The sequence below is a fragment of the Sandarakinorhabdus sp. genome (assembly GCF_040398665.1).
Lineage (GTDB): Bacteria > Pseudomonadota > Alphaproteobacteria > Sphingomonadales > Sphingomonadaceae > Sandarakinorhabdus.
Window position 1 is genome coordinate 293467 of the sequence record NZ_JBBATQ010000003.1, and the last position, 25828, is coordinate 319294.

Annotated in this window: 19 protein-coding genes; 11 read left to right on the plus strand and 8 right to left on the minus strand. The window is 64.6% G+C overall.

Features of this window, described 5'->3' with window-relative positions; genetic code table 11:
• The first annotated feature begins 65 nt into the window (after nucleotides 1–65).
• Genes ABWP22_RS06350 through epsI form a run of 4 tightly spaced genes read left to right on the plus strand, consistent with a single transcriptional unit; the run spans nucleotide 66 to nucleotide 3991 of the window.
• Entirely contained in the window at nucleotides 66–1460 is a 1395-nt protein-coding gene (locus ABWP22_RS06350) for a Wzz/FepE/Etk N-terminal domain-containing protein (protein WP_353199116.1), read from the plus strand.
• Complete coding sequence (locus tag ABWP22_RS06355) at nucleotides 1457–2392, plus strand: hypothetical protein (protein WP_353199117.1); 936 nt, start codon at nucleotides 1457–1459, stop codon at nucleotides 2390–2392. Before ABWP22_RS06350 ends, ABWP22_RS06355 begins: the two co-directional genes overlap by 4 nt.
• Nucleotides 2382–3296 carry an exosortase V gene (gene xrtV, locus ABWP22_RS06360; RefSeq protein ID WP_353199118.1) on the plus strand — a complete coding sequence of 305 codons (915 nt, stop codon included), beginning with the start codon at nucleotides 2382–2384 and terminating at the stop codon, nucleotides 3294–3296. The genes ABWP22_RS06355 and xrtV overlap by 11 nt, the downstream gene beginning before the upstream one ends.
• Nucleotides 3293–3991 carry an exosortase-associated protein EpsI, V-type gene (gene epsI / locus ABWP22_RS06365; protein WP_353199119.1) on the plus strand — a complete coding sequence of 233 codons (699 nt, stop codon included), beginning with the start codon at nucleotides 3293–3295 and terminating at the stop codon, nucleotides 3989–3991. Before xrtV ends, epsI begins: the two co-directional genes overlap by 4 nt.
• Nucleotides 3992–4035: 44 nt before the next feature.
• Here the strand turns inward: epsI and ABWP22_RS06370 are convergent, their stop codons facing one another.
• Nucleotides 4036–4569 (minus strand): XrtV sorting system accessory protein, encoded by a 534-nt coding sequence (locus ABWP22_RS06370; RefSeq protein WP_353199120.1) that lies wholly within the window; start codon nucleotides 4567–4569, stop codon nucleotides 4036–4038.
• Here ABWP22_RS06370 and ABWP22_RS06375 point away from each other — a divergent pair.
• The 3 genes from ABWP22_RS06375 to ABWP22_RS06385 all read left to right on the plus strand — a co-directional run bounded on the left by ABWP22_RS06375 (nucleotide 4479) and on the right by ABWP22_RS06385 (nucleotide 15229).
• A complete protein-coding gene (locus ABWP22_RS06375; RefSeq protein ID WP_353199121.1) occupies nucleotides 4479–5879 on the plus strand; it encodes an undecaprenyl-phosphate glucose phosphotransferase in 1401 nt (466 codons plus the stop codon). The genes ABWP22_RS06370 and ABWP22_RS06375 overlap by 91 nt on opposite strands.
• A gap of 189 nt (nucleotides 5880–6068) precedes the next feature.
• Nucleotides 6069–11585 (plus strand): AMP-binding protein, encoded by a 5517-nt coding sequence (locus ABWP22_RS06380; RefSeq protein WP_353199122.1) that lies wholly within the window; start codon nucleotides 6069–6071, stop codon nucleotides 11583–11585.
• Nucleotides 11585–15229 (plus strand): SDR family NAD(P)-dependent oxidoreductase, encoded by a 3645-nt coding sequence (locus ABWP22_RS06385; RefSeq protein WP_353199123.1) that lies wholly within the window; start codon nucleotides 11585–11587, stop codon nucleotides 15227–15229. Before ABWP22_RS06380 ends, ABWP22_RS06385 begins: the two co-directional genes overlap by 1 nt.
• Nucleotides 15230–15250: 21 nt before the next feature.
• Here ABWP22_RS06385 and ABWP22_RS06390 read toward each other — a convergent pair whose 3' ends face one another.
• The 6 genes from ABWP22_RS06390 to rpmF form a co-directional block, all read right to left on the minus strand.
• On the minus strand, nucleotides 15251–15973 hold the full coding sequence (locus ABWP22_RS06390) for a ParA family protein (protein ID WP_353199124.1): 723 nt from the start codon (nucleotides 15971–15973) through the stop codon (nucleotides 15251–15253).
• A gap of 8 nt (nucleotides 15974–15981) precedes the next feature.
• Nucleotides 15982–16341 (minus strand): MerR family transcriptional regulator, encoded by a 360-nt coding sequence (locus ABWP22_RS06395; protein ID WP_353199125.1) that lies wholly within the window; start codon nucleotides 16339–16341, stop codon nucleotides 15982–15984.
• An 8-nt stretch (nucleotides 16342–16349) separates the two neighbouring features.
• Nucleotides 16350–16655 (minus strand): integration host factor subunit alpha, encoded by a 306-nt coding sequence (locus tag ABWP22_RS06400; RefSeq protein ID WP_353199126.1) that lies wholly within the window; start codon nucleotides 16653–16655, stop codon nucleotides 16350–16352.
• 138 nt (nucleotides 16656–16793) lie between these two features.
• Nucleotides 16794–17771: a beta-ketoacyl-ACP synthase III gene (locus tag ABWP22_RS06405; protein WP_353199127.1), complete on the minus strand. Its 978-nt coding sequence runs from the start codon at nucleotides 17769–17771 to the stop codon at nucleotides 16794–16796.
• On the minus strand, nucleotides 17768–18829 hold the full coding sequence (gene plsX, locus ABWP22_RS06410) for a phosphate acyltransferase PlsX (protein WP_353199128.1): 1062 nt from the start codon (nucleotides 18827–18829) through the stop codon (nucleotides 17768–17770). Before plsX ends, ABWP22_RS06405 begins: the two co-directional genes overlap by 4 nt.
• 41 nt (nucleotides 18830–18870) lie before the next feature.
• Entirely contained in the window at nucleotides 18871–19050 is a 180-nt protein-coding gene (rpmF, locus tag ABWP22_RS06415; protein WP_022680619.1) for a 50S ribosomal protein L32, read from the minus strand.
• A gap of 248 nt (nucleotides 19051–19298) precedes the next feature.
• On the opposite strand from rpmF, the gene recN reads away from it, so the two are divergent.
• From recN to ABWP22_RS06430, 3 genes are read left to right on the plus strand one after another with little or no spacing between them, the layout of a single operon-like run.
• On the plus strand, nucleotides 19299–20951 hold the full coding sequence (recN, locus tag ABWP22_RS06420; protein WP_353199129.1) for a DNA repair protein RecN: 1653 nt from the start codon (nucleotides 19299–19301) through the stop codon (nucleotides 20949–20951).
• A gap of 3 nt (nucleotides 20952–20954) precedes the next feature.
• Nucleotides 20955–22280, plus strand: a complete 1326-nt coding sequence (locus ABWP22_RS06425) for a serine hydrolase domain-containing protein (RefSeq protein WP_353199130.1) — start codon at nucleotides 20955–20957, stop codon at nucleotides 22278–22280.
• Entirely contained in the window at nucleotides 22277–22690 is a 414-nt protein-coding gene (locus tag ABWP22_RS06430) for a DoxX family protein (protein ID WP_353199131.1), read from the plus strand. The genes ABWP22_RS06425 and ABWP22_RS06430 overlap by 4 nt, the downstream gene beginning before the upstream one ends.
• A 6-nt stretch (nucleotides 22691–22696) precedes the next feature.
• Here ABWP22_RS06430 and ABWP22_RS06435 read toward each other — a convergent pair whose 3' ends face one another.
• Nucleotides 22697–23323: a TetR/AcrR family transcriptional regulator gene (locus ABWP22_RS06435; protein ID WP_353199132.1), complete on the minus strand. Its 627-nt coding sequence runs from the start codon at nucleotides 23321–23323 to the stop codon at nucleotides 22697–22699.
• A gap of 165 nt (nucleotides 23324–23488) precedes the next feature.
• On the opposite strand from ABWP22_RS06435, the gene ABWP22_RS06440 reads away from it, so the two are divergent.
• Complete coding sequence (locus ABWP22_RS06440; RefSeq protein ID WP_353199133.1) at nucleotides 23489–25816, plus strand: TonB-dependent receptor; 2328 nt, start codon at nucleotides 23489–23491, stop codon at nucleotides 25814–25816.
• Nucleotides 25817–25828 lie beyond the last annotated feature (12 nt).

Here is a 25828-nt window from a genome sequence, read left to right on the forward strand (position 1 = left end):
TCGACTGGCATTGCGCCAATTGATCCGTAGGTCTGCACAACATCAACAAAGGCTGACGACAGGCGATGAGTATCATTCAATTGCTACGTATCCTGATGGCTCGTCGGTGGGTCGTCTTGATCGCTGTATCCCTGTCACTGACTGTTGCGGTTGGGGTGGGCCTGATCCTGCCGGCCCGTTATCCTGCCAACGCTCGCGTGCTGATGGACAATTTCAAGCCTGACCCGGTGACCGGCCAGGTGATCAATGGCAATGGCTTGCGGCAGTTCATCAGTACGCAGCTGGAATTGATCAAGGATTATCGCATTGCAGGTGAAGCGGTTGACCGCCTTGGCCTGACCGGCAACGCGGCCTTGCTGGCCGATTGGCAGGCTGAAACCGGTGGCTATGGCGATTTCCGCCGCTGGCTGGCTGACCGGATTGTCAGAAGCGTGACCGTGAATGTTGTCGAAGGCAGCAACATCATGGAAATCAGCTATGAGGCGAGCAATCCCGAGGTTGCCCGCCGCACGGTGAATGCGCTGCGCGATTCCTATATCGTCAACAGCCTCAAGTTCCGCACCGACAGTGCCGGGCGCACCGCCGAATGGTATCGCGAACAGGCCAACCGTGCCCTGCGTGCCCTCGAAACCGCGGAAACGGCCAAGAACCAGTTCGAGCAGGAAAATGGCATCGTCATGACGGCTGAAGGCGAGGTCGAAACGGTTCGGCTTGCCAGTCTGCAATCGGCCCTGACCGCTGCCCGCAGCAACCAGGGCCTGCAACAGTTCGAAGCCATGCGCCAGGCCACGGCATCGAGCCTTGTCGATCAGCTCAAGCTCCAGTTGTTGACGTTGAATGACCAGATCGAACAGGCATCGGAAAAGCTGGGCAACCAGCATCCGACCTATCTTGGCCTGATCGCGCGGCGGACCGAACTGACGCGCCAACTGGCGCGCGAGCAGACCGGTGCGCGTGCGGCCGGTGCGGCCCAGCTTGGCGCCACCAGCAGCGGGATTGCCCAACTGGAAGCGCAGTATACCGCCCAGCGCGGCAAAGTCTTTGCCATGAAGGACAAGCTTGATCGTCTGACCCAATTGGTCAGCGAAGTGTCACTGCGGCGCCAGCAGTATGAACAGGCCGCCAAGCGGACCAGCGAATTGCAACTGGAAGCCAATGTGGCTGATTCCGGCCTGGTCGTGCTGGGTGACGCGACGGTTTCCAACTCGCCGTCGTTCCCGGTCTGGCCGCTGATCATCACTTTGGCGCTGGGGGCCGGGCTTTCGCTTGGTGTGGTGATGGCGATGATCATCGAATTGGTGAACCGTCGTGTGCGGGGCGGCGAAGATCTGGCCTTTGCCGCACGCGTGCCGGTGTTCACCGTGATTGCGGATCGGCGTCGCCCTGAATGGCAGCAGGCCTTGAAGCGCATATTGTATAGACGCGGTCGTAACGCGCCTGGTTGGCAGCCGGCCCAATGATTGGTGAACCAATGGACAATATCGAAAGCGAAGTGCAGGCGGTGGAAGTCGCTGGCAGTGTGGTGTCGGGCGGCAGCTATACCTCGAACACACGCTATGATGCACCGATCCGCGATGTTCTGACCCGGTTGGGCTATCTGACCGACGATCAGGCGGCACGCGTGGCTGGCCATGCCAGTGAACGCGCGCTGGATTTCGATCAGGCCGCGCTTGAACTGGGCTATATCACCACAGAAGATCTTGATCGCGCCCGTGAACAGCTGATCACCAGCATGGCGTTGCAGGATGTGGCGCGCCGCCCGGTTTCGGATGAACTGGTCGTCTTGTCCGATCCTGCGTCGGTGCGGGCAGAATCGATCCGCATGCTGCGCACGCAAGTGATCGCCCAGCATATCAAGAACGGCCGCCGCGGCCTTGCGGTGGTGGGTTCGGCCGATGGCCATGGTTGTTCGTGGGTGGCGGCCAATCTTGCCGTGGCGATGTCACAGGTCGGCTTCAAGATCCTTCTGGTCGATGCCAATATGCGCAGCCCGCGCCAGGATCAGATCTTCGGCCTTGATCCCAACGCGCCGGGCCTGTCCAATTTCCTTTCGTTGCAGGTGGCCCGCCCCGAACGCGTGGTGAATGCCAACGTGTTGCCCGGATTGGCGCTGATCACGGCCGGCCCGCCAACCAGCCGCCCGCAGGAATTGCTGTCGGGCAACCGCTTTCGCGACGGGGTCAACGCCTTGCTCCGCGAATATGATCTGGTGCTGTTCGACACGCCGGCCGCCAACACCAGCGCCGATGCGCTCAATATTGGTGCAGCGGCAGCTTATGCGCTGATCGTCGGCCGGGCCAATCACAGTTTTTATAAAGATATCAGTACGATGGCCGATCAGTTGGCGGCTGCGCGCTGCGCAGTGGTTGGCGCGGTGTTGAATGAATTCTGAACCCGCGCATCGCGCCGATATGGCCAGCACGGCACCCGTGGCCAGCCTCGACTGGCGGCGGTTCCTGACCGGGCATTGGCCTTTGGCAATTGGCATGGCGGCCCTTGCCGGGCCGACCATCGTCAGCCTTGGCCAGGGGCCATGGCAGGAGGAATCCGGTGTTCACGGCGTGATCGTGCTGGTGACCGGCATCTGGCTGATGCTGCGCCGGTGGGATGATATCGTGGCCATGCGGTCCATTGGGCAACCGCTGATCACCGCGGCACTGCTGGCCGTTGCGCTGCCACTCTATGTGGCGGGACGGGCGTTTGAATTCATCAGCATCGAAGCGGCCGCGCTGCTGCTGGCGATGGTGGCGGTGATGCAGCAATATTGGGGCATGGCGGTGGTGCGCATGCTGTGGTTCCCGATCCTGTATCTGGGCTTCGTCGTGCCGATCCCCGGCTGGCTGCTTGATACGGTGACATTGCCGTTGAAGGTGCTGGTGTCGGAACTGGTCACCGGCGGCCTGGCGAATCTGGGGTTTCCGGTCGGGCGGCTCGGCGTCACCTTGTATATCGCGTCCTACCAGTTGCTGGTGGAAGATGCCTGCGCCGGGTTGAATTCCCTGGTCAGCCTGTCGGCGATCGGTTTGTTCTATGTCTATCTCATTCGTGGGTCCAATCCGGTCTATTCGCTGTTGCTGCTGGCCATGGTCATCCCCATCGCCATCGCGGCCAATTGCGTGCGTGTGGCCGCACTGGTGCTGATCACCTATTATTTCGGCAACGCCATGGCGCAGGGTTATCTTCACAATTTTGCCGGCATGGTGACCTTTGTGTCCGCCCTTCTGTTCATCTTCCTGCTGGATTGGCTGCTGACACCGCTGCGCAATGTGCTGGAACGCCGGAGTTCGGTCACATGACCCACCCCAGCCGCCGCGATGTTCTGATGGGGGGGGCGCTGGTGGCCGGTGCCGGCGGGGCGTTGGCGATGACGCCGCGTGGTCGGCTCACCCTGATGCTGGCAGGCCACCAACTTGAAACCATGGTGCCGAAACAGCTTGGGCCTTGGACCTATGCGCCAAGCGGCGGGATCGTGTTGCCGCGGGATGAAGATGGCCTGACGGCGAAGCTTTATGGCCAGGTGCTCAGCCGGGTCTATTTCTCGCCATCACGCCTGCCGGTGGTGCTGGTCATCGCCTATGGCGAAGTCCAGAATGATCTGTTGCAGCTGCATCGCCCGGAAGTCTGCTATTCGGCGGTCGGGTTTGATATCACGGAAATGCAACGCGCCGATATCATGCTTGCCCCTGGGGTAAGCATGCCGGCCCGGCAACTGGTGGCGCGCAACGAAGAACGGGTGGAGAGCATCACCTATTGGACCCGAATCGGGGATGACCTGCCCACAAGTGGTACCGAACAGCGGCTTGCCAAGCTTGGCCAGCAGCTCGACGGCTATATATCCGACGGCATTCTGGTGCGCATGTCTTGCCCGGTGGCCCCAACGCCGGCGGTTCGCGAACAACTGGCCGAATTTGCACGGGTGATGGTCCATGCGATGCCGGCCCCCGATCGGCCGGCCTTGCTGGGGCGGCCCCTGGCCACACGCATCGCATGAATAAAGCAGACCAATTGCATGGCCACCGGCGGCGGGGCGCGCGATCAGCCTTGGCTGAAGGGTTGCAGCACACGCCAGATGAAGGCGATCGTGGCCGCGAACAGCGCGATGGCACCAGCGTGCAGCAGCATTTCGCCAGACTTCAAGGCTTCGTTGCCAAGGAAATTGGTAGCAGCGCATCCTATAGCTGCAATAAGATACTGCCAAAGATGGTCACGCGGTTCACCCTGGCTGCGTTGCAGGAACAACACGATCAGGCCGGCAAATGTCATTACAGTCAGCCAATCGTAGGGCGTTTCCATTCCATTCACTCCTTCGCGCCGCCGTATATAGCAAGATACGACGTCTGCACCATGTTGTTTGCACAGTTTGAGAAATTCCGTGGCGGGATGCCGGGCGCCGCATCGGTGCGCCTGACGTGAATTCGCAGCATCCCCTGCAGGCGCCGACGGTGCCACCTTTGCGGGTGCCCGCCAAAGGGCCCGACATGCCGCTTGGAGCGGCCATTCTGCTGGTGCGCGTGCTGGAATTTCTTGTGGTCGGTTTGGCTGGCCTGCTGCTGGTGTGGTTCGGGGCATTCGAACTCGATGGCAACCTTGCCATTTATGGCCGCGTCACCCTGATCGCGGCGCTGGCGTTTGCCGTTCTCGCGGAAAGCCTGGGCAGCTATGATATCGAAGCGCAGTTTTCGCTGCGTCTGGGCTGGCGCCGGGTCACTCTGGCCTGGGCGATGACGGCCCTGTTCCTGATCACCATGGGTTATCTGCTGAAAGCGTCGGATGCGGTCTCGCGCGCCTGGGCGATCGGCTGGTTCCTCTCCGGCGGCGCATCCTTGTTGCTGGCGCGCGCCTTGTCGACGATGTGGGTGCGCCGCTTGAAGAACAACGGCACGTTCAACGAACGGGTGGCGATTTTCGGCGCCGGCCCGCAAGGCGTGCGATTTGCCGAATATGTTCAGGCGCATGATCGCCTGACCATCTCCCTGGTTGGCCTTTTCGACGATCGCAAGGCTGATCGATTGCCCGTGGAGGTGGCCGGCGTGCCCTTGCTCGGCAATCTATCGACCCTGATCGGCATGATCCGTGAAGGGTTGATCGATCAGGTCGTGGTGGCCCTGCCGTGGGCCGCCGAACGCCGCTTGCAGGATGTGGTCAGCCGCCTGGCGCTGACGCCAGTGAAGGTGCGATTGGCACCGGATCTGGTCAGCTTCACCTTCTCGCGCCGCCCTGTGGTCATCCTGGGTGATGTGCCGGTGATGACACTCTTCGACAGGCCGATATCCGGCATGTCGGCGGTGATGAAGGATTTCGAAGACAAGGTGCTGACCGGCATCATCCTGGCGCTGAGCTGGCCGGTGTTGCTGGCCATCGCTGTGGCGGTGCGGCTCGATTCGCCCGGACCGATCCTGTTCCGGCAGCCGCGCGAAGGCTTCAACAACCGCCCGTTCAACTGTTACAAGTTCCGGACGATGTATCACAACCGTCTGGAGTACAAGAATATCACCCAGGCCAGTCGCGATGATCCGCGCGTGACCAGGGTTGGCCGTATCCTGCGACGCACCAGCCTGGATGAACTGCCCCAGTTGTTCAATGTCATGATGGGGGACATGTCGTTGGTTGGCCCCAGGCCACATGCGCCATCCACGCGCGCTGGTGGCCGGCTGTTTTCGGATGTCGTGCAAAGCTATGCTGCCCGCCACAAGGTAAAGCCCGGCATCACCGGCTGGGCGCAGGTGTGCGGTTGGCGGGGCGAGACGGATACCGAAGAGAAGCTGGTCAAGCGCTTCGAGCATGATCTCTACTATATCGAAAACTGGTCGCTCTGGCTCGATCTCTACATCTTGCTGCGCACGGTGGGGGCAGTGTTGCTGCCGCGCAATGCCTTTTGACCTCCCGGTCGTTTCAGCCGGTCTGACCGGCGCGGTCCAGGCAGGACAATCTGTCGCAGCATTAAAAATGTCCGCTGAAGACTTGTAAGAGACATAATATTTCACTAGAGCCCGGCTCATTCAAAATTTCCTGTCCGTTCGCTCGCGCCGGTGGTGCCTGTCTGACGGCCGGCATGAGGCAGACCGACCATGTATGATCCCGCCGCTCCCTTCCGCCCGCCCGTGCCGGCGCCGCAGTATAATCCGGTACGTGACCGCGCCGATTGGGATGCGATGCGCAGTGCCGTGTTGGCCGATCCCGGCGCATTTCATGGCGAAATCGCCGCGTGCAACCTGCACTGGTTGGTGGACATTGCCGGCCGCCCGGTTTGGCTGAGCCGTTCGGCCGACGGACATTGGGCCGGGTGGGATGCCGAAACCGCGGCGCCGGTGTCGGCCGATCTGCCGGCAGGCTTCGCGCCGTGGGACCGTGCCTTCAATGCCGATGCTGCGCCCAACTTCCGTTGGTTCGAAGGCGGCCGCACCAACGCGGCATTCAACGAACTCGATCGCCATGTGCTGGCCGGCCATGGCAGCGAAGCGGCCTTCATTTTCGAAGGCGATCGCTGGGATCTGGCGGCTGACAACGGCCGCGGCGCGCCGGTCGATTGCGTCACGGTCTCGCGGCGCCAGTTGCTGCTGGAAGCGGCGAAATGCGCGGTGGCGCTGCAGCGTCTCGGCCTGAAGGCCGGTGACCGCATCGCGCTGAATATGCCCAATATTCCGGCGCAGTTGTATTGGACGGAAGCGGCCAAGCGCATCGGTGTCATCTACACGCCGGTGTTCGGCGGCTTTTCCGACAAGACGCTGTCCGACCGTATTCACGATGCCGGCGCGCGCATCGTCATCACGGCCGATGGTGGCTATCGCAACGCGCAGGTGGTGCCGTTCAAGACGGCCTACACCGATCCGGCGCTCGACAATTATGTGCCGGTCGATGTGGCGCTGCGCTTGTTGCAGGAACGGCTCGATGCCGGCGATCTGGGCCTGATCGATTCCACCCGGGATGCGATGGTCGGAATCGTGACCGCGTCGCTGAAGGGCGAAGTGACCGTCGAACGCGGCGACGTGATGCGCGGCCTGGGCCGCGCGCTCGCCGAGCTGGGCAAGGAAGCCCTGGTCGATGCGGCGCAGTCCGCCCGCATCCGCATCGCCATTGCCGAGGCACTGGTTTCCACCCCGCCGCGCGTCGAGGCGGTGATCGTCGCCACCCATGTGCAAGTGCCCGATATCGTCTGGCGCGATCGCGACGTGTGGGGCCATGATCTCACCAATGTCGCGCTGGCCGAGATTTTGGCCGCTGCCGGCCTGGCCGATGAAGCTGCGCTGCATGCGCTGGATGACAATGCGTTCGTGCGGGCGATCTGGGCGGCGTCCAAGCCGCTGCCGGTCGATGCCGAATTTCCGCTGTTCTTCATCTATACCTCCGGCTCCACCGGCAAGCCCAAGGGCGTCGTGCATGTCCATGGCGGCTATGCCAGCGGCATCATGGAAACCATGAAGGTCGCCTTTGATGCACGGCCGGGCGATGTGATGTTCGTGGTGGCCGATCCGGGCTGGATCACCGGTCAGAGCTACATGATCGCCGCCTCGCTGCTGTCGCGCGTCACCACCTTGCTGGCCGAGGGCTCGCCGGTATTTCCGCACGCCGGGCGCTTTGCCGCGATGATCGAGCAGCACGGCGTGACCATCTTCAAGGCCGGCGTCACCTTCCTGAAGGCGGTGATGACCGATCCGCAGAACCTCAAGGATATCGAGGCTTACGACCTGTCGGGCCTGCGCGTCGCCACCTTTTGCGCCGAGCCTTGCTCGCCGCCGGTGCAGGCGTTCGGCATGGAGCATCTGACGTCGCAATATATCAACAGCTATTGGGCGACCGAGCATGGCGGCATCGCCTGGACGCATTTCTATGGCAACGGCGATTTCCCGCTGGCGGCCGACGCGCGCACGTTCCCGCTGCCGTGGATCGTTGGCGACGTGTGGGTAGAGGATGAAGCCGGCGACCGCGCGGCGCGCGTGTTGTTGCAGCGCGACGGCAGCGATGGTGTGTCATGGCGCAAGGCCGGTCGTGGTGAAAAGGGCGAAATCATCATCGCTGCGCCCTATCCCTATCTGGCGCGCACCGTGTGGGGCGATGCCGGCAATTTCCAGGTGGAAGACGGCCGCGTGGTCGGCGGCTGGGCCGGCGATGCCGGGCGTTGGCGCGATGGCTATTGGGGCCGCTGGCAGGGCGTCTGGGCCTATACCCAGGGCGATTTCGCCGTGCAGGGCGAGGATGACGGCTTCTCGCTGCATGGCCGTTCGGACGACGTGATCAACGTGTCCGGCCACCGCATGGGCACCGAGGAAATCGAAGGTGCCATCCTGCGGGACAAGGCGCTGAATCCGGAAAGCCCGGTCGGCAATGTGCTGGTGGTCGGCGCACCGCACCGCGAGAAGGGCCTGACTCCGCTCGCTTTCATCACCCCGGCGCCCGGCCAGATCATCACCCGCGACGATGAACGCCGCCTCGCCGATCTGGTGCGCAGCGAAAAGGGCGCCGTCGCGGTGCCCGGCGATTTCATCACGGTCAGCCAGTTTCCGGAAACCCGCAGCGGCAAATATATGCGCCGCATGGTCCGCGCGCTGGTGGAGGGTACGCCGATCGGCGATGTCACCACGCTGAAGAATCCGGAAAGCCTGGACGAACTCAAGCGCGTGATCGGCGCCTGGGAACGCAAGCAGCGCCTGTCGGCCGATCAGGATATTTTCGATCGCTATCGTTATTTCCGCATTCAATACAACACGGTGGCGCCGGGCAAGAAGGTGGCGACGGTGTTCATCACCAACCCGCCGGTCAACGCGCTCAACGAACGCGCCATCGATGAACTGGTGATCGTCGTCGAGCATCTGTCGCGCCGCGACGATGTCGCTGCCGTGGTGTTCACCGGCGATGGCACCGCCAGCTTCGTGGCCGGCGCCGACATCCGCCAGTTCCTCGACGAAATCCACACCGTGGAAGAAGCCCGCGTGCTGCCGGCCAACGCGCAATTGGCGTTCGGCAAGATCGAGCAGATGGGCAAGCCCTGCATCGCGGCCATTCAGGGCGTCGCGCTGGGCGGCGGCATGGAATTCGCGCTGGCCTGCCATTATCGTGTTGCCGAAGCCCATGCGCGCTTTGGTCAGCCGGAAATCCGCCTGCGCCTGCTGCCGGGCTATGGCGGCACGCAGCGCCTGCCGCGTCTGCTCGCCGATCGCCGCGGCCATGAAGGCCTGCTCGATGCGCTCGATCTGATCCTGGGCGGGCGCAGTGTCGAGGCGCAAGCCGCGCTCACCATGGGCGCTGTCGATGCCGTCGCCGATGGTGCCACCGACGCGCTCAGCCTGGCGCATGCCGCCGTGCGCGAGTTCGTGCGGTTGGGCGATACCAGCCATCTTGGCCGCGCCTGGGCGGAACGCCGCAAGGCCGCCAAATCGGTTTGGCAGCAACCCGGCCATGTCGATCTGGACGAAGCCCTGTCCGACGATTTCGTGCAGCGCATCCTGCGCCAGCTCGATTGGGCCGGCCGCGGCCGCGCCGGTGAGCGCGCCATCGCCGCCATTCGCACCGGCTGGACCGACGGCATGACCGCCGGTCTCGCCCGCGAAGCCGAGGAATTCGCGCAGGCCGTGGTTGATCCCGATGGCGGCAAGATCGGCATTCGCCTGTTCATGGACAAGAAGGCGCCGCCGCTGCCGGTGCGCCGCAATGGCGTGCATATCGCCGCCGAGTTCGAAGCGCGCGCGCAGCATCTGGAAGCGGCTGGCGATCTGCTGCCGATCGGCGCGCCGTTCTTCCCCGGCATCACGCCGATCCCCGGCCATCAATATGGCTTCGGCATCGCGCGTGATCCTGATACCGGCGCTCCGCAGTTCGGCCCGCCCGCCAGCCACGAAAAGCCGCTGATCGTGCCGGTGCCGCAACCGGAACCCAACGAGGCTTTGGTCTATCTGCTCACCTCGGAAGTCAACTTCAACGATATCTGGGCGTTGACCGGCATTCCGGTGTCACCGTTCGACAATCACGAAGAAGATGTGCAGTTGACCGGTTCGGGCGGTCTCGCGCTGGTCGCCGCCTTGGGCAGCGAAGTGCGCGGGCAGGGCCGGGTGAAGGTCGGCGATCTGGTGGCGGTCTATTCCGGCACCTCCGATCTCCTGTCCCCACAGGCTGGCCGCGATCCGATGTATGCGGATTTTGCCATCCAGGGCTATGAAACCAAATCGGGCAGCCACGCGCAGTTCCTGACGGTGCAAGCGCCGCAGTTGCACGGCGTGCCCGGCGATCTGACGCTGGAACAGGCTGGTTCCTATATCCTCAACCTCGGCACCATCTGGCGCTGCCTGTTCACCACGCTGGAAATCGTCGGCGGCAAGACCATCTTCATCGAAGGGTCCGCCACCGGCACCGGCCTGGATGCGCTGAAATCCGCCAAGTCCAGCGGGTTGCTGGTCACCGGACTGGTCTCCAGCCCGGCGCGCGCAGAATTCGTGCAAAGCAAGGGCGCGGTGGGGTCGCTCGATCGCACCGATCCGCGCTTCAAGAATCTGTTCACCTCGGTGCCGGATGGCGACAAGGCCGATTGGGCCGCCTGGGAACAGGCCGGCGAAGCATTGGTGGATGAATACAAGGCGATGAACGGCGGCAAGCTGGCGGATTATGCCGTCAGCCATGCCGGCGAAACCGCCTTCCCGCGCTCGTTCCAACTGCTCGCCGATGGCGGCAAGTTGGCCTTTTACGGCGCGTCGTCGGGCTATCACCTCAGCTTCATGGGCAAGCGTGGCGGTTCCGATCCGGTGACCATGCTTTCGCGCGCGGGGGCGAGGGGTGGCGAGGCGGTGCTGATCTTCTACGGCCCCGGCACGCGCACGCTCGCCGATGAAACCGGCCTTGAAATGATCGAGGCCACCCGTGCGCTGGGCTGCCGCATCGTGGTGGTCACCAACACCGATGGCCAGCGGGAATTCATCCTGTCGCTGGGCTTTGAAGATGCCGTGGCGGGCGTCGTCAGCCTGGAAGGCATCAAGCGGCGGGAAGGCGGCAATTTCGATTGGCCCGATACCATGCCGCGCCTGCCGGTGGCGCGTGACGATATCGAAACCTTCCGCGAAGCCGTGCGCCAGTTCCAGGACAAGACGCTCAAACCCTTCGGCAATGCGGTCGGCAAGCTGCTGCGCAGCCCAGACAATCCGCGTGGCAATCCGGATATCGTGCTGGAACGCGCCGCGCAGGATACGCTGGGCGTGACCACCGCGATGGTGAAGCCGTTCACCGGCCGCGTGGTCTATTGTGAAGACATGGCCGGGCAGCGTTACAATTTCTACGCGCCGCAGGTGTGGACTCGTCAGCGCCGCATCGTGATGCCGACGGCCGAAATCCGCGGCACTCACTTGTGCAACGCCTATGAAGTCACGCGCATGAACGACATGATCGCGGCCAGTATCCTGGATGTGACCGAACCGACCGTGGTGCCATGGGAGGGCTTGCCCGAAGCCCACCAGGCGATGTGGGACAACCGCCACACCGGCGCGACCTATATCGTCAACCATGCCCTGCCGGCGATGGGCCTGCGCGGCAAGGATGAACTGTATGAAGCCTGGGCATCTCTGGGAGCAACCCAGGGTGCCGGCGAGAATGGGGAGCAGGGTTGATGACCGCCACGACCAAGACCAAAGGCGACAAGCCCGTTCCCGAGACGCAAGCCGGCCGCCTGTCCGGCAAGGTCGCGCTGATCACTGGCGCGGCCGGCAATCTGGGTGGCAGCATCGTGCGCCGTTACCTGAACGAAGGCGCCACGGTCGTCATGTCGGGCCGTGATGCCACGCGCACCACGGCGGCACTGGAGGCCGCGCTGGCCGATACCGGCGCCAATCCGGCCAATGCCAGCATCGTCACCATGGACGGCGCCGACATCGAATCCGTGCGCGCCGGCATTGCCGAAGTCGTCGCCCGTCACGGCCGCATCGATGTGCTGGTCAACAATGCCGGTTCGGCCGGCCCCAAGCAGGTGCTCGGCGATCTGCCGCTGCTGCCGGGTGAACTGGACGGCACGCCCGACAGCGAGACGGTGGGCGATGCCGCCCGCAACATCATGGTGGTGGCCTGGAATCTCGTGCGCGCCGCCGCGTCGGCGATGGGCGAGGGCGGCAGCATCATCAATGTGTCCACCATCTTCAGCCGCACCGATTATTTCGGTCGCGCCGCCTACACGGTGCCCAAGGCCGCGCTCAACATCCTGTCCAAGGGCCTGGCGCGCGAGCTTGGCGTTCGCGGCATCCGCGTGAACCAGCTTTATCCTGGCCCGATTGCATCGGAACGCATCCGCACCGTGTTTGCCGCGATGGACAAGTTGAAGGGCGACGAATCCGGCAGCACTGCCAATCACTTCTTCAACCTGATGGCGCTGGAACGCAGCGTTGGCGGCGAACCCAAGGCCAAGACCTTTCCGACCCCGGCCGACATTGCCCATGCCTGTGTGTTCCTGGGCAGCGATGAATCCGCCGCCTTTGCCGCCCATGATTTCGAAGTCACCCACGGCATGGCGGTGCCGCTGGAATCGCGCAGCGAATTCCTGCACCGGCCCGATCTGCGCGCCATCGATGGCATGGGCCACAATATCCTGATCAGCGCCGGCAATCAGCTGGACGACGCGCTGGCCATGGCCGGGCTGTTTGCCGGGCAGGGCGCGCGCGTGCTGGTGGGGTTCCACGCGCAGGCGGCGCTTGATGATGCCATGGAGCGGCTGCCGCCCGGCGTCGCAGCGGCGCGCTTCCCGCGCCACGATCACAACAGCATGGACGAAGCCCTGGCCGAATTCACCGCCAGCAACGGCCCGATTGACAGCGCCGTGATCCTGCCGACGCGTGGGCCGGGCTATTTCACCGGGGCACTGGCCGAGGCCGGCGATGCCTTTGTCGAACGCTTCGTTGACGATGAACTGGAAGGGTCCATCGCCGTCGCGCGCACGCTTGATCGTTATTGGCAGGCCCCGCACGATCTGCCCGGCGACCCGCGCGTGCTGTTCATCACCAACCCCGATGATGGCGCCGGCAATGGCTGGGCCGATGTCGGCCGCGCCGCCATCGAGGAACTGCTGCGCGTGTGGCGCGATGAAGCCCGCGTGGCGCTGGAACAGGCCCGGTCCCCACGCGCCGTGTGGGGCAATCAGATCGTGCGGTTCGGCAATGCCGAGCCGGAGAACCGCGATTTCGCCGCCGGCCATGCCGCCCGCCTGTTGATGGGTGGCCGTCGGATCGAACCGATCAACCTGTATATCCCGGCCAGCATTGCCAAAGCCACCGGCGCCCGCCGCGCGCTGGCCGGCACCGCCGAGAACATCACCGGCCTGCATCTGGGCAAGGTGGCGCTGATCACCGGCGGTTCGGCCGGCATCGGCGGCGCGCTGGCGCGGTTGTTGGCGCTGGCGGGCGCCAAGGTGATGATGGTGGCGCGTCGCGCGTCTGAACTGGATGCCGCCCGAGAGCGTATTGTGGGCGAATTGCAGGATATCGGCTTTGCCGGTGTCGAACGACGCGTGCGCACGCTGGCCAACATCGATGTGGCCGACATGAAATCACTGCAGCATGCGGTTGATGAAACCGTGCGCGCCTTTGGCCGCATCGATTATCTGATCAACAATGCCGGCGTGTCGGGTGCCGAGGAAATGGCCGTGGACATGGACATCGCCGCCTTCCGCCACACCCAGTTTGCCAACCTCATCTCCAACTATGCGCTGATGCACATGGTGGTGCCGATGATGCGGGCGCAGGGCTCGGGCTATATTCTCAACGTGTCGAGCTATTTCGGCGGGGAGAAATATCTGGCGGTATCCTACCCCAATCGCACCGATTATGCCGTCTCCAAGGCCGGACAGCGGGCGATGGTTGAATCCATGGCGCGCCATCTGGGGCCGCAGATCCAGATCAACGCCATCGCGCCGGGCCCGGTGGATGGCGACCGCTTGGCGGGCCTGGGCGGCAAGCCCGGCCTGTTCGAACGGCGCGGGCGGCTGATTCTGGAAAACAAGCGGCTGAACGCCGTGCACGCTGCGGTGATCCGGTCGGTGCGTGCCGGCGGATCGGTGGCGCAAATCCTGGGGCGGCTGGCGCGCAACGATTCGGTGCAATTGAGCCACGACCGGTCCAATCCGCAGCCGCTGCGCGATCTGGCGCTGGCCTGTGCCCGCGAAGGCGACGAAAGCTGCTGCTGGGATCGTTACATCCTCACCCCGCCGCTGGCAGCCAAGCTGTTGAAGCGGCTGCGGCTGGGCGGTTGGTTGATCGGCACCGATTGGCAGACCCGCGACGCGGACTGGCTGCTGCGCGTGCCGCCCGATGATGTGCCGTGGCTGCCGGTGGCACAGATCGGCCGTGAAGCCGCCAAGGTGCGCGGCGGCGTGCTGTCGCAACTGCATCTCGGCAAGATGCCCACCGAAACCGAAGTGGCGCAGGCCACGGTGTTCTTCCTCGCCGATCGGGCGGTTTCGGGCGAAACCTTCATGCCGTCGGGCGGCCTCAACGTCGAACGCTCGCACACCGAACGCGAATTGTTCGGTAGCCCCAAGGCTGAACGTCTGGCGCAGATGGGCGGCAAGACGGTGTGGCTGGTCGGCGAACATCTTGCCGACTATCTCGGCGCGGCGGCGCAGGGCTTCCTCGATTGCGACGTGGCCCGCGTGGTATTGATCACTGCAACCGCCGCCGGTGCCGATGCCATCCGCCGCCATATCGGCGAGGGTGGTGACCGCGTTGTCTCGCTGGTGATCGATGGCGATATCGAGGTCGCGATCGACACGGCGCTGGCGAATTGGGGCCACCCCACCACCATCGTCTCGACGCCGTTGAAGGCCTTGCCGGATCAACTGTTCGATGCCGATCGGCCGCTGGATGGCGACGGCTTTGCCGATGTGGTGGACAGCAACCTGACCCATCATTTCCGCATCGCCCGCAAGGTGTCGCTGTTCGATGATTGCCAACTGGTGCTGGTGTCGCCGGATGTGCCGATGGGGGAAGGGGCCAAGGGTGCGTTTGCGCTGGCCAATTTCGTCAAGACGACGCTGCATGCCTTCACCGCGACGATTGCGGTGGAAAACGAGCGGTTGGTGCATGAAGTGGCGGTCAACCAGATCAACCTCACCAGACGGGTGCGTTCGGAAGAGCCGAAGAACAGCGCCGAGCACGAAGAAGAGGTGCGCCGCTTTGCCCGCGCCGTGCTGCTGGCCGGCGCGCCACTGCCGGATGCCGAGGACAGCCGTTATCGCAGTCGCATCTATCGCGGCATGTCGTTGACGGTGTGATGATTGTGGAGCGGTCGCTGGCTATCCGGCCAGCCGCCGCTCCACATCGGCCCACAGGCCACTGACGGCGCGTGCGGCCGGGCTGCCCGGACCGGCCAGGATCGGGCGGCGACTGGCGGCCATCGCTTCGATGGCGCTGGCATAGGGGATCATCGGCCAGCCGGGCTGTGCCGCCATCGCCGCCTTGTGCAGGGACTTGCGGCGATCGGCGAGGCTGAACACCGGCATCAGCGGCGGCGGGTTTTTCATCTCTTCGGCAAGATGCGCCTGCAACTGCGCCAGTGCGCGCGTCGACAGCGGCGACGGCACCACCGGCACCAGGATCAGATCGGCTGCCCGAAACATCTGGTCGGCCAGCTCGGTCAGGCCGGGCGGGCAATCGAGGATGACGCGATCATAGCGCTCCTCCAGCGGCTTCAGCGCCCTTTTCAGCCATTTTTCGCTGTCCTGCCCGGCCAGATCGGCCTCCAGCCGGCGCAACGAGCGATCGGCGGGCAGCACATCCAGATTGGGATAGGCGGTCGCCTGGATCAGATCGTCCAGTTCGCCGCCACCGAGGCGCTTGCGGGCCTTGGCGCCGCCGCGCGGTTCCACTTGCAGCAGCCAGGTGGCGGCGCCCTGTGGATCGAGATCGACCAGCAACGTCCGCCTGCCGGAGATCGTTGCTGCGGCATGGGCGAGATTGACCGCCAGCGCGGTCTTGCCGACACCGCCCTTGGCGCTGAACAGGGCAAGAACCCGCATCCGCCTGCTCAGGCCGCCAGCGCCGCAGCCAGCCGATCGCGGATGGCTTGCAGGGCGTGAAGGTCAGCGGGACGTGGCGGTGCAGGCTGGGGGGCGGCGGGGTCGATCCGGGCCGCAGGCGGCACGGCCTTGGCTTCCAGCGCCAGCGCCGCGCCACGGATGGTCAGGCCCTGATCATGCAGCAGGCCCTTGATCTGGCGCAGCAGCGCCATGTCGGCCGGTCGGTAAAATCGCCGCCCGCCGGCCCGCTTCATCGGCTGCAATTGCCCGAAGCGGGTCTCCCAGAACCGCAGGACATGCGCCGGAACGCCAATATCGTCAGCGGCTTCGGAAATGGTGCGAAAGGCGCTGTCCGATTTTTCGGCCACGACTGTGATCAGCTGCGATTGATGGCTTCGCGCAGCAACTGGCTGGGACGGAAGGTCAGCACGGTGCGCGGTTCGATCGGCACTTCCACCCCGGTCTTCGGGTTGCGCCCTACACGCAGGCCCTTGTCCCGCAACACGAAGCTGCCGAAACTGGAAATCTTGACATTGTGGCCGGCCACCAGCTCCTCGCTGATCCGGTCCAGCACCTGCTCGACCAGATCGGCCGATTCGGTGCGCGACAATCCGATTTCGCGATGCACGGCGTCAGCCAGATCGGCCCGCGTCACGCTACCGGCGGCAGGTGTGTTGGTCATTCATCCCCCCTTTGCCGCACACATGCGACATTTCAACCAATGGAAAAACACAACCTGTAGCGGCTCAGTCTACGCAGCTTTTGCCGATTCGCTACAAGATAGTGCGTGGGTCCGGCAAAGCCACTGCTGCGCGAGGGTCTACCACCGGACGGCAGCGGCACCCCAGGTGAATCCGCCGCCCATCGCCTCCAGCAGCAACAGGTCGCCGGGCTGGATCCGCCCGTCGCGCACCGCCGTGTCGAGCGCCAGGGGCACCGATGCAGCCGAGGTGTTGGCATGGCGATCGACGGTGACCACCACCTTGTCGGGCGACAGATCAAGCTTGCGCGCCGTTGCCTCCAATATCCGCAGATTGGCCTGGTGCGGCACCAGCCAGGTGACATCGGCCGGGGTCAGGCCGGCCGCTTCCAGCACTTCGCCCATCACGCTGGCCAGATTGACCACGGCGTGCCGGAACACTTCGCGGCCCTTCATGCGCAGATGGCCCGTCGTGCCCGTGGAGCCGGGGCCGCCATCGACATAGAGGAGATCATTGTAGCGCCCGTCGCTGTGCAGGCGGCTGGCCAGCACGCCGCGGTCGGCACTGCCGCCGGTTTGGGCCTGCGCCTCCAGCACGACCGCGCCGGCGCCATCGCCGAACAGCACCGCCGTGGCGCGATCTTCCCAATCCAGCAACCGGGAGAAGGTTTCGGCGCCGATCACCAGCGCGCGGGCATAGGCGCCGTTCACCAACAGGGCATCGGCCACGGTGAGCGCATAGAGAAAGCCGGAACAGACCGCACCGACATCGAAGGCGACGCCGTGGGTCATGCCTAATTTGTGCTGAATCACCGTGGCGACCGCCGGGAAGGTCTGATCCGGAGTGGCCGTGGCGACCACGATCAGATCGATATCACTTGCGCTCAGGCCGGCGGCATCGAGCGCATTGCGCGCGGCGGCCGCGCCGAGATCGGAGGTGAACTCGCCTTGCGCGGCGATATGGCGGCGGCGGATGCCGGTGCGCTCAACGATCCAGGCATCGGACGTGTCAAGCCGGGCGGCCAGATCGTCATTGCTCAGAACGGTCTGCGGCAGATAGCTGCCGGTGCCGATGATCACGGAGCGCCGTGTGCTCATGCTGCGTCAGGCTCCGGCTGATGATCGCGCGCCTTGGCGACGCCGGCCAGATCGGCGCTGATCCGGCGGCCGACATCATCCAGCACGAGATCGTGGGCGACACCGATGGCGTTGGCGAGACCGCGCGCATTGGCGCTGCCATGGCTTTTCACCACCAGGCCATTGAGGCCCAGAAACACGGCGCCATTATGGGCATTGGGATCGAGATGCGCGCGCAGCGATTCCAGCGCGCCGCGCGCGATGAAATAGCCGAGGCGCCCCCAGATCGATGAGCGGAACGCATTGCCGAGCAGGCCCGTGACCAGCCGGCTGGTGCCTTCCGCGGTTTTCAATGCGATATTGCCGGTAAATCCGTCGGTCACCACCACATCGATGTCACCGGTGCCGATCTTGTCGCCCTCCACGAACCCGACGAACTGCATGGGCAGCGTCGCCGCGCGCAGGATGCCCGCTGCCTTGCGGATCTGTTCGGTGCCTTTCAGCTCTTCCTCGCCGATGTTGAGCAGCCCGACGCGCGGCCGTTCCAGCCCCAGCACGGTTCGCGCAAAGGCTGCGCCCATCACCGCGAACTGCACCAGATTATTGGCATCGCATTCGGTGTTGGCGCCCAGATCGAGCATCACTGATTCGGATTTCAAGGTCGGCAGCAGCGCCGCCAGCGCCGGGCGATCGATGCCGGGCATCGTGCGCAATCCGAACAGCGCCATCGCCATCAGCGCGCCGGTGTTGCCAGCCGACACGGCCGCCTGGGCCTCCCCGCGCTTTACCGAATCGATGGCCATGCCCATTGATGTGGTGCGGGCGCGGCGCAGCGCGTGCGCCGGCTTGTCGGTCATCAGCACGACATCTTCACTGTGGACGATGCGCGCGCACGCGGCCAACCGCGGCCAACGCGCCAGTTCGGCTGCAATCTCAGCCTCGCGGCCGTGCAGCAGGAATGAAAGACGGGGATAGCGCTCGGCGGCGATATCGGCGGCCGCCACAGCAGCGGCGACGCCGGCCTCGCCGCTCATCACATCAAGTGCGATCACCGGGCCAGGGTTGGGTGAGCCGGTCATGAAGTCTGGACGGGCTGCAAACGCCTGGATCGGGCCTGAAATCAGGCTTCGACAGCGACGACTTCGCGGCCGTTGTAGAAGCCGCACGCGCCGCACAGATTGTGCGGCAGCTTCAGTTCACCGCAGTTCGGGCATTCCTGAAACTGGGTTGCGGTCAACGCATGGTGACTGCGACGCATGTTGCGGCGGGAAGGCGAAGTCTTGCGCTTGGGAACGGCCATGAGGCACCTGTATCCATCATTGAAACGGGCAATTTCCGCCAGCCGATACACGCTTGCTCGTTTTTGAGGCGACCATTAAAAAAGGCCGGAACAAACCCGCATCGGAAGACGAATGAAGCGCCGGGGTATAGGCGAATTTCGAGCAGTTGCAAGCAGGGATTGGCGTTGCGTCCATCGCTGCAATTACCCGGCCCCGGATTGAAATATGCGCTCGCACGGCCCCGGGGCAATCGGCTAACAATGGCCGCGTGCTTACCGCGCTGGCCATTCACAATGTCGTGCTGATCGAGGCTTTGGCCATCGATGTGGCACAGGGGCTCGTCGTTCTGACCGGAGAGACGGGCGCGGGCAAATCCATCCTGCTTGATGCGGTGGGTCTGGTGCTCGGCAACCGGGCAGACGCCGGGCTGGTGCGCGGCGGCGCCGACGCGGCAAGGGTGGTGGCGGAATTTGATCTGCCGGCCGCTCATCCGGCCCATGCGCTGCTCAGTGAAAACGGGCTTGAGGCGGACGGGCCGATCATCTTGCGCCGGCAGGTAAAAGCCGATGGCGGCAGCCGCGCCTTCGTCAACGATCAACCGGTGTCCGCTGCCTTGCTGAAGGAACTGGGCGGCCTGCTGGTGGAAATCCATGGCCAGCATGATGAACGCGGCCTGCTCAGCGCGCGCGGACACCGCAGCCTGCTCGATCTGTTCGGCGCGCTGGCACCGCAACTGGCCGAAACCCGCACCGCGTGGGCGGCATGGCGGACGGCGCAAGACAATGCAGTGGCGGCGCGCGCGCGGCTGGACGCGGATCAGCGTGACCGCGAATGGCTGGATCATGCGGTTGCCGAACTGGTGGCGCTTCGCGCTGAGCCGGGGGAGGAGGCCGAACTGGCCCTGGCGCGCGCCGCGATGCAAAAGGGCGCGCGTCTCGCCGATGATCTCACCAGTGTCGCCGATCAACTGGCAAATGGCAGCGCGGCTCTGGCCCAGGCTGCGCGCCGGCTCGATCGCATCGCTGGCGAACATGCGCTGCTGGCCGCGGCGCTCGAATCGTTGGATCGGGCGCTGGTGGAGGCGGGCGAGGCCGAGAGCCAGTTGGCGGGGGCCACAGCCGCGCTCGATGCCGATCCGGCGCGACTGGAACAGGTGGAAACCAGGCTGTTCGAGCTGCGGGCGCTGGCGCGCAAGCACAAGGTGGATGCCGATGCGCTGCCCATGTTGGCGCAAAGCCTGCAAGCCCGCGCTGCGGCGCTGGCGGCCGGCGAAGACGCTCTGGTGGGCCTGGATGCCGTGGTGGCGAGCACTCACGCCGTCTATGCCAGGGCAGCAACCGCGCTGGGCAAGGCGCGTCAGGATGCAGCGGCGCGGCTGGATGCGGCGGTTGCGGACGAACTCAAGCCGTTGAAGCTTGATTCCGCCCGCTTCCGCACCCGCATCACACCGTTGGCCGAACCGGAATGGGGGCCCGAAGGCCGGGAACGCGCCGAATTCGAAATCGCTACCAATCCCGGCGCCGATTTCGCCCCGCTGATCAAGATCGCCAGCGGCGGCGAACTCTCCCGCTTCATCCTGGCGCTGAAGGTGGCGCTGGCCAGCGCCGGCAGCGCCGGCACGATGATCTTTGACGAGATTGACCGCGGCGTCGGCGGTGCGGTCGCCTCGGCGATCGGCGAACGGCTGGCGCGGCTGGCGGGCGGCGCGCAGGTGCTGGTGGTCACGCACAGCCCGCAGGTCGCGGCGCGCGGCAACAGCCATTGGCGCATCGAAAAGGCCAGCGACGGCCAGAGCGCGCGCACCAAATTGACCTGGCTTGATGCCAGCGCCCGAAAAGAAGAGATTGCCCGCATGTTGTCGGGCGCAGATGTTACCCCGGAAGCGCGTGCGCAGGCCGGTCGTCTTATTGAGGGAAACTGAACCATGCAGACTGTTGATCGCCGTCAGATGTTGCAGGCCGTTGCGCTGGCCGCCCTTGGCGCTGGCATTGGTTCCGGCCAGGCCGCGGCGCAATTGCCGATGCGTCGGCTGGCCCCGCTGCGCCATGATGCGGTGCAGGGCCTGATCGACAATTATGTTGCGCAAGGCCGGGTGCCGGGCGCGGTGGTAGCCTTGGTGGAACCGGGCCGCCACAAGCCGGTGTTTGTTTCGGCCGGGGTGACTGCCTTTGGCGGCACCACCAAGGCCACGCCCGATACATTGTGGCGGCTCTATTCGATGTCAAAGCCGATCACCGGCATGGCCATCATGCAGCGCGTGGCTGCCGGCGAATTGAAGCTGGATCAGCCGATCGCCGACATCCTGCCCGAATTCCGCGACATGAAGGTGTTGATTGATCCGGCCAAGGGCCTGGAATCGCGGCCGGCCGCGCGCCCGATCACCATCCGCCACCTGCTCACCCACACGGCCGGTTTTTCCTATTCGATCAACGGCAATGGCCCGTTGGAACGCGAATACAAACGCATGGGCATCCAGCCGGGCAGCGTGCCGGCCTTTCTGCAACCCGGCGAAGGCGCGTTGCCGGATCTGCAAGTGATGGCAGCGGCGCTGGCTGGCCTGCCGCTGGCGCTCGATCCCGGTACGGCGTGGAAATATTCGGTCGGCCTGGATGTTGCCGGTGCGTTGCTGGAGCGCCTGACCGGCATGAGCTTTGACAAGGTGCTGGAGCAGCAGATTTTTGGCCCGCTCGGCATGGCGGATACCGGCTTCTGGGCGAAGGACAAGCCGCGGCTGGCGGCCAATTATCTGTGGACGGCGCCCGGCACGACCACGGTGCTGACCAAGCCGCTGCCCATTTCCGTGCTGGAAAAGGATGGCTTCACCACGCGGCCGAAACTGCTTTCGGGCGGCGGCGGGCTGGTGGGTTCAGCGCGCGATTATGCCCGCTTTGCGCAGTTCGTGCTGAACGAAGGCGAATTTGACGGCCGCACCGTCCTGCCGCGCGGCACCGCCAGGCTGGCGTCCAGCAATCTGATGCCGCCGGGTGTGTTCTTCGATGGCAGCAACGGCTTTGGTGCCGGTGGCCGGGTGACCTTGTTCGATACGCGCAGCAGCGGCGCCAGCGCCAGCGGTTGGGGTGGCGGCACGGCCGATGCCTATGGCTGGGGCGGCGCCGCCGGCACCTTGTTCATGACCGATCGCGTGCGACAGTTCGGCGTGGTGCTGATGCTGCAAACCATGGCGGATTCGCGGCTGAAGCGGGATGTCGATCTGGCCGCGGCGCTGGCCGCCGATGCCGAAGGCCGGTGAACCGGGACAGCCTGGCACGTCGCATCGCCCGCCTCGTGCTGGCGCTGGCCTATCTGGCAGTGGGCATCGTGCATCTGCGCAGCCCTGAAGGCTTCCTGCCGATCGTGCCGGATTGGGTGCCTTTTCCACGCGAGGTGGTGCTGGCCACGGGCGTGGCCGAGATGGCCGGCGCTATCGGCCTGATGATCCCGCGCCTGCGCCATGCGGCGGCCTGGGGGCTGGCAGCCTATGCGGTGTGCGTGTTTCCGGCCAACATCAAGCACGCCATCGAAGGCATTGCCGTTTCGGGACAAGTGCTGGGCTGGGGCTATCATGCGCCGCGGCTGTTGGCACAGCCGGTGATCGTGTGGTGGGCGTTGTGGGCAGGCGGCATCACAGACTGGCCGTGGCGGGGACGCGCCGCGCGCTGAACGGCGTCAGCGCGGTGCCAAGCCGTGCGCGATCAGGGCGTGGGCGGCTTCGGCAATGGCTTCAACCGGTTCGGCGTCTGACCACACACCAAAGCGCAAGCCCAGAAACACGTTCATGCCCATGATCGCCCAGGCGCGCACCATCTGGTCACCATCGCCGATCTCGCCGCGCCCGAAGGCCTGCGTCAGGCTGTTGGCATAGCCTTCGGCCACGTCGACATAATGGCGGCGATAGGCGTCTTCGGCGACGAAGGCACTTTCATCGATGATACGATACAGCGCCTTGTGGGTGCGCACGAATTGCAGAAACGCGACCATGCCGGCGCGTTCACCCGCCAGCCGATCGGGCGCCGCCAGGATGTGCGGCACGACATGTTCGCGCACCTGCCGGCTCATGTCCGCCACCAGCGCGCGGAAAACCGCCAGCTTGCTGTCGAAATAGGTGTAGAAACTGCCGATGGCCACGCCGGCGCGCTGGGCGATGCGGGCGATGCTGCCGTCATGATAGCCGCGCTCGCCGAATTCCTCCGCCGCCGCATCGAGGATCAGGCGCAGTGTGCGCTGGCCCCGCGCGGTACGCGGCGCCTTGCCAGAAACTTTGGCCTTGGCTGGCGAGTGTGGCGCGGCAGTCACAGCGGGTTCCCAATCCCTTTGCGCAACGCCGGCGAGGCCGGGTGCATGATGATCCGTAGTTGAATAGTGGTTCAGGTTTCAGTATTGCATCGGCAAAGCAGACACAAGCCCGGCCAGCGCAGCCTGTTGCCGCGCCGATCGGGCACTGAATGGGGAGAAGACCAAATGATCCTGCACGCCCGCACCCGCAATGTCCTGCTGGCCAGCGCCAGCCTGATGGCCGCCATCCCGGCCTTCGCCCAGCAGCAACCAGCGGTTGCCGCCGCAGCCGCCAGCGATAGCGTGGAAGCCTCTGAAATCGTGGTGTCGGCCCGTCGCCGGGACGAACGGTTGATCGATGTGCCGGTCGCCGTGACCGCCTTCAGCCCGCTGGAACTGCAAAAATTCCAGGCGATTGATCTGTCCGGCATCCAGGGCGCGGCGCCCAATCTCAATATCGTGCAGGGCCGCGGCTCGGCGGCCAGCGCCAATATCTTCATCCGCGGCCTCGGCCAGCCCGATGCGCTGCAAACCTTTGATCCGGCGGTCGGCATCTATGTCGATGGCGTCTATTTCAGCCGCATCCAGGGCGCCTTGCTCGGCCTGTCCGACGTGGAACGCATCGAAGTGCTGCGGGGCCCGCAGGGCACACTTTATGGCAAGAATACCACGGGCGGTGCGATTTCCATCGTCTCGCGCAAGCCGGATTACGCAAACACCCGCGTCGAAGCCTCGGCGCTGTATGGCAGCTACAACCAGATCTTGCTGAATGGTTATGCCTCCGCGCCGTTGATCGCCGATCGCCTGGCGCTGTCGCTGGCCGCACAATATGACAAGCGCGACGGCCTGGTCACCGATCCGCGCACCGGGCGCGAATATAACGACCGTGATTCGGTGACCGTGCGCGGCATATTGCGCGCCAAGCCCACGGAAAGCCTCGAAATTCTGCTCTCCGGCGACTATAATCGTCAGCGCAATGCCCTCACGCTGGGCTATGCCACCGCGAACCTGACGCAGACCGATTTTGTCACTGGTGCCCGCACGCTGGTGCCGGCGGAGCCTTATGGCGTCTACAATTATCGCGCTTCGACCAGCTTCCGCGGCAACGAAGGCCAGCGCCTCGATCATTGGGGCGCCAGCCTGACCGCCAACTGGCAATTGTCCGACGCGATCACGCTGTCGAGCATCACCGCCTGGCGCAAGCTCGATCCGGATCTGTTCATCGATATCGATGCCACCCAGGCCGAGCTGGGCGATGTGTTCGTTGGTGTGAACCAGCGCCAGTTCAGCCAGGAAGTGCAGTTGAAGTGGAACACGGATCGCTTCTCCGGTGTGTTCGGCCTGTTCTACCTGAACGAAAACATCACCTCGCATCAGGAGGCCTATGCCGATGATCTGTTCACGCTGTTTGGCGGGCCGATCAGCTTCACCCGCCTGATCGACGACGCGCAGAACACCAAGAGCTATGCCGCGTTCGGCCAGGCGACTTACAAATTGACGGACCGACTGAGCCTCACCGGCGGCCTGCGCTACACCCACGAAGAGCGCAGCTATGACCGGTTCACCGTCACGCAATCGTCCTTTGCGGCGCTGAACAACATCAGCTTCCGCTTCCCCGGCAACCTGCCGGCGCCGCTGAACCTGGACAACAAGGCCGAATTCAACGCCTGGACCCCCAGCGTCACGCTGTCATTCAAGCCTTCGGACGATACCACGCTCTATGCCTCGGCTTCGCGCGGCTTCAAATCGGGCGGCTTCAACGGCCGCGCCAACTCGACCGCCGATCTCACCCTGGTGGTGGGCGGCGTGCCGACGCTGGTGACGCGCTTCAATCCGGAAACCGTGTGGACCTATGAAACCGGCGCCAAGGGCAGCTTCCTTGATGGCCGTGTCTATCTGTCGGGCAACGTGTTCTACAGCGATTTCAAGGATTTCCAGGCACGGGTTGGCGGCGGCACCCTGGGTGCGACCGGCGTGTTCCCGGTGCTGAACGCCGGGCGCATGTCGATCTGGGGCGCTGAAGTCGAAATGCTGGTCAAGCCGACCAAGCATTGGAACGTCAAGGCCAGCCTCGGCTATCTTGATGCAAATTATGACGAATTCAACGATGGCCGCCGCGTGCCGCCGCAATCGTTCAGTTGCAACCCCACCGGCAATCGCGTGACCTGCGAGCCGGCCTTTGCGCCGCCGATCAGCTTCACGCTCGCCACCGACTACCGCGTGCCCGTCGGTGCCGGCACGCTGAGCTTTGGCGGCGATGCCCGCTTCATCGACAAGCATTTCCTGTCGGTGGACAACCGCCCGGCGCTGACCGAGCCGGGTTACTGGCTGGTCAACGGCTTCGTGCGCTTCGATGCCGGCAGCGGCCGCTGGTATTTGCAAGGCGGGGTGAAGAACCTGACCAAGACGCTGTATCGCACCGACGGCCAGGAATTCTCGTCCGTCGGCAATATCCAGACGGTCTATTTTGGCGACCCGCGCACCTTCAATGCGATGGTTGGCTTCCGCTTTTAAGCCCCGTGAACA

Coding starts and splice junctions, on each gene's coding strand:
- ABWP22_RS06350 (WP_353199116.1), top strand. CDS start 66: ATGAGTATCATTCAATTGCTACGTATCCTGATGGCTCGTCGGTGGGTC.
- ABWP22_RS06355 (WP_353199117.1), top strand. CDS start 1,457: ATGATTGGTGAACCAATGGACAATATCGAAAGCGAAGTGCAGGCGGTG.
- xrtV (WP_353199118.1), top strand. CDS start 2,382: ATGAATTCTGAACCCGCGCATCGCGCCGATATGGCCAGCACGGCACCC.
- epsI (WP_353199119.1), top strand. CDS start 3,293: ATGACCCACCCCAGCCGCCGCGATGTTCTGATGGGGGGGGCGCTGGTG.
- ABWP22_RS06375 (WP_353199121.1), top strand. CDS start 4,479: ATGCCGCTTGGAGCGGCCATTCTGCTGGTGCGCGTGCTGGAATTTCTT.
- ABWP22_RS06370 (WP_353199120.1), bottom strand. CDS start 4,569: ATGCCCCGAACCACACCAGCAGCAGGCCAGCCAAACCGACCACAAGAA.
- ABWP22_RS06380 (WP_353199122.1), top strand. CDS start 6,069: ATGTATGATCCCGCCGCTCCCTTCCGCCCGCCCGTGCCGGCGCCGCAG.
- ABWP22_RS06385 (WP_353199123.1), top strand. CDS start 11,585: ATGACCGCCACGACCAAGACCAAAGGCGACAAGCCCGTTCCCGAGACG.
- ABWP22_RS06390 (WP_353199124.1), bottom strand. CDS start 15,973: ATGCGGGTTCTTGCCCTGTTCAGCGCCAAGGGCGGTGTCGGCAAGACC.
- ABWP22_RS06400 (WP_353199126.1), bottom strand. CDS start 16,655: ATGACCAACACACCTGCCGCCGGTAGCGTGACGCGGGCCGATCTGGCT.
- ABWP22_RS06405 (WP_353199127.1), bottom strand. CDS start 17,771: ATGAGCACACGGCGCTCCGTGATCATCGGCACCGGCAGCTATCTGCCG.
- plsX (WP_353199128.1), bottom strand. CDS start 18,829: ATGACCGGCTCACCCAACCCTGGCCCGGTGATCGCACTTGATGTGATG.
- rpmF (WP_022680619.1), bottom strand. CDS start 19,050: ATGGCCGTTCCCAAGCGCAAGACTTCGCCTTCCCGCCGCAACATGCGT.
- ABWP22_RS06425 (WP_353199130.1), top strand. CDS start 20,955: ATGCAGACTGTTGATCGCCGTCAGATGTTGCAGGCCGTTGCGCTGGCC.
- ABWP22_RS06440 (WP_353199133.1), top strand. CDS start 23,489: ATGATCCTGCACGCCCGCACCCGCAATGTCCTGCTGGCCAGCGCCAGC.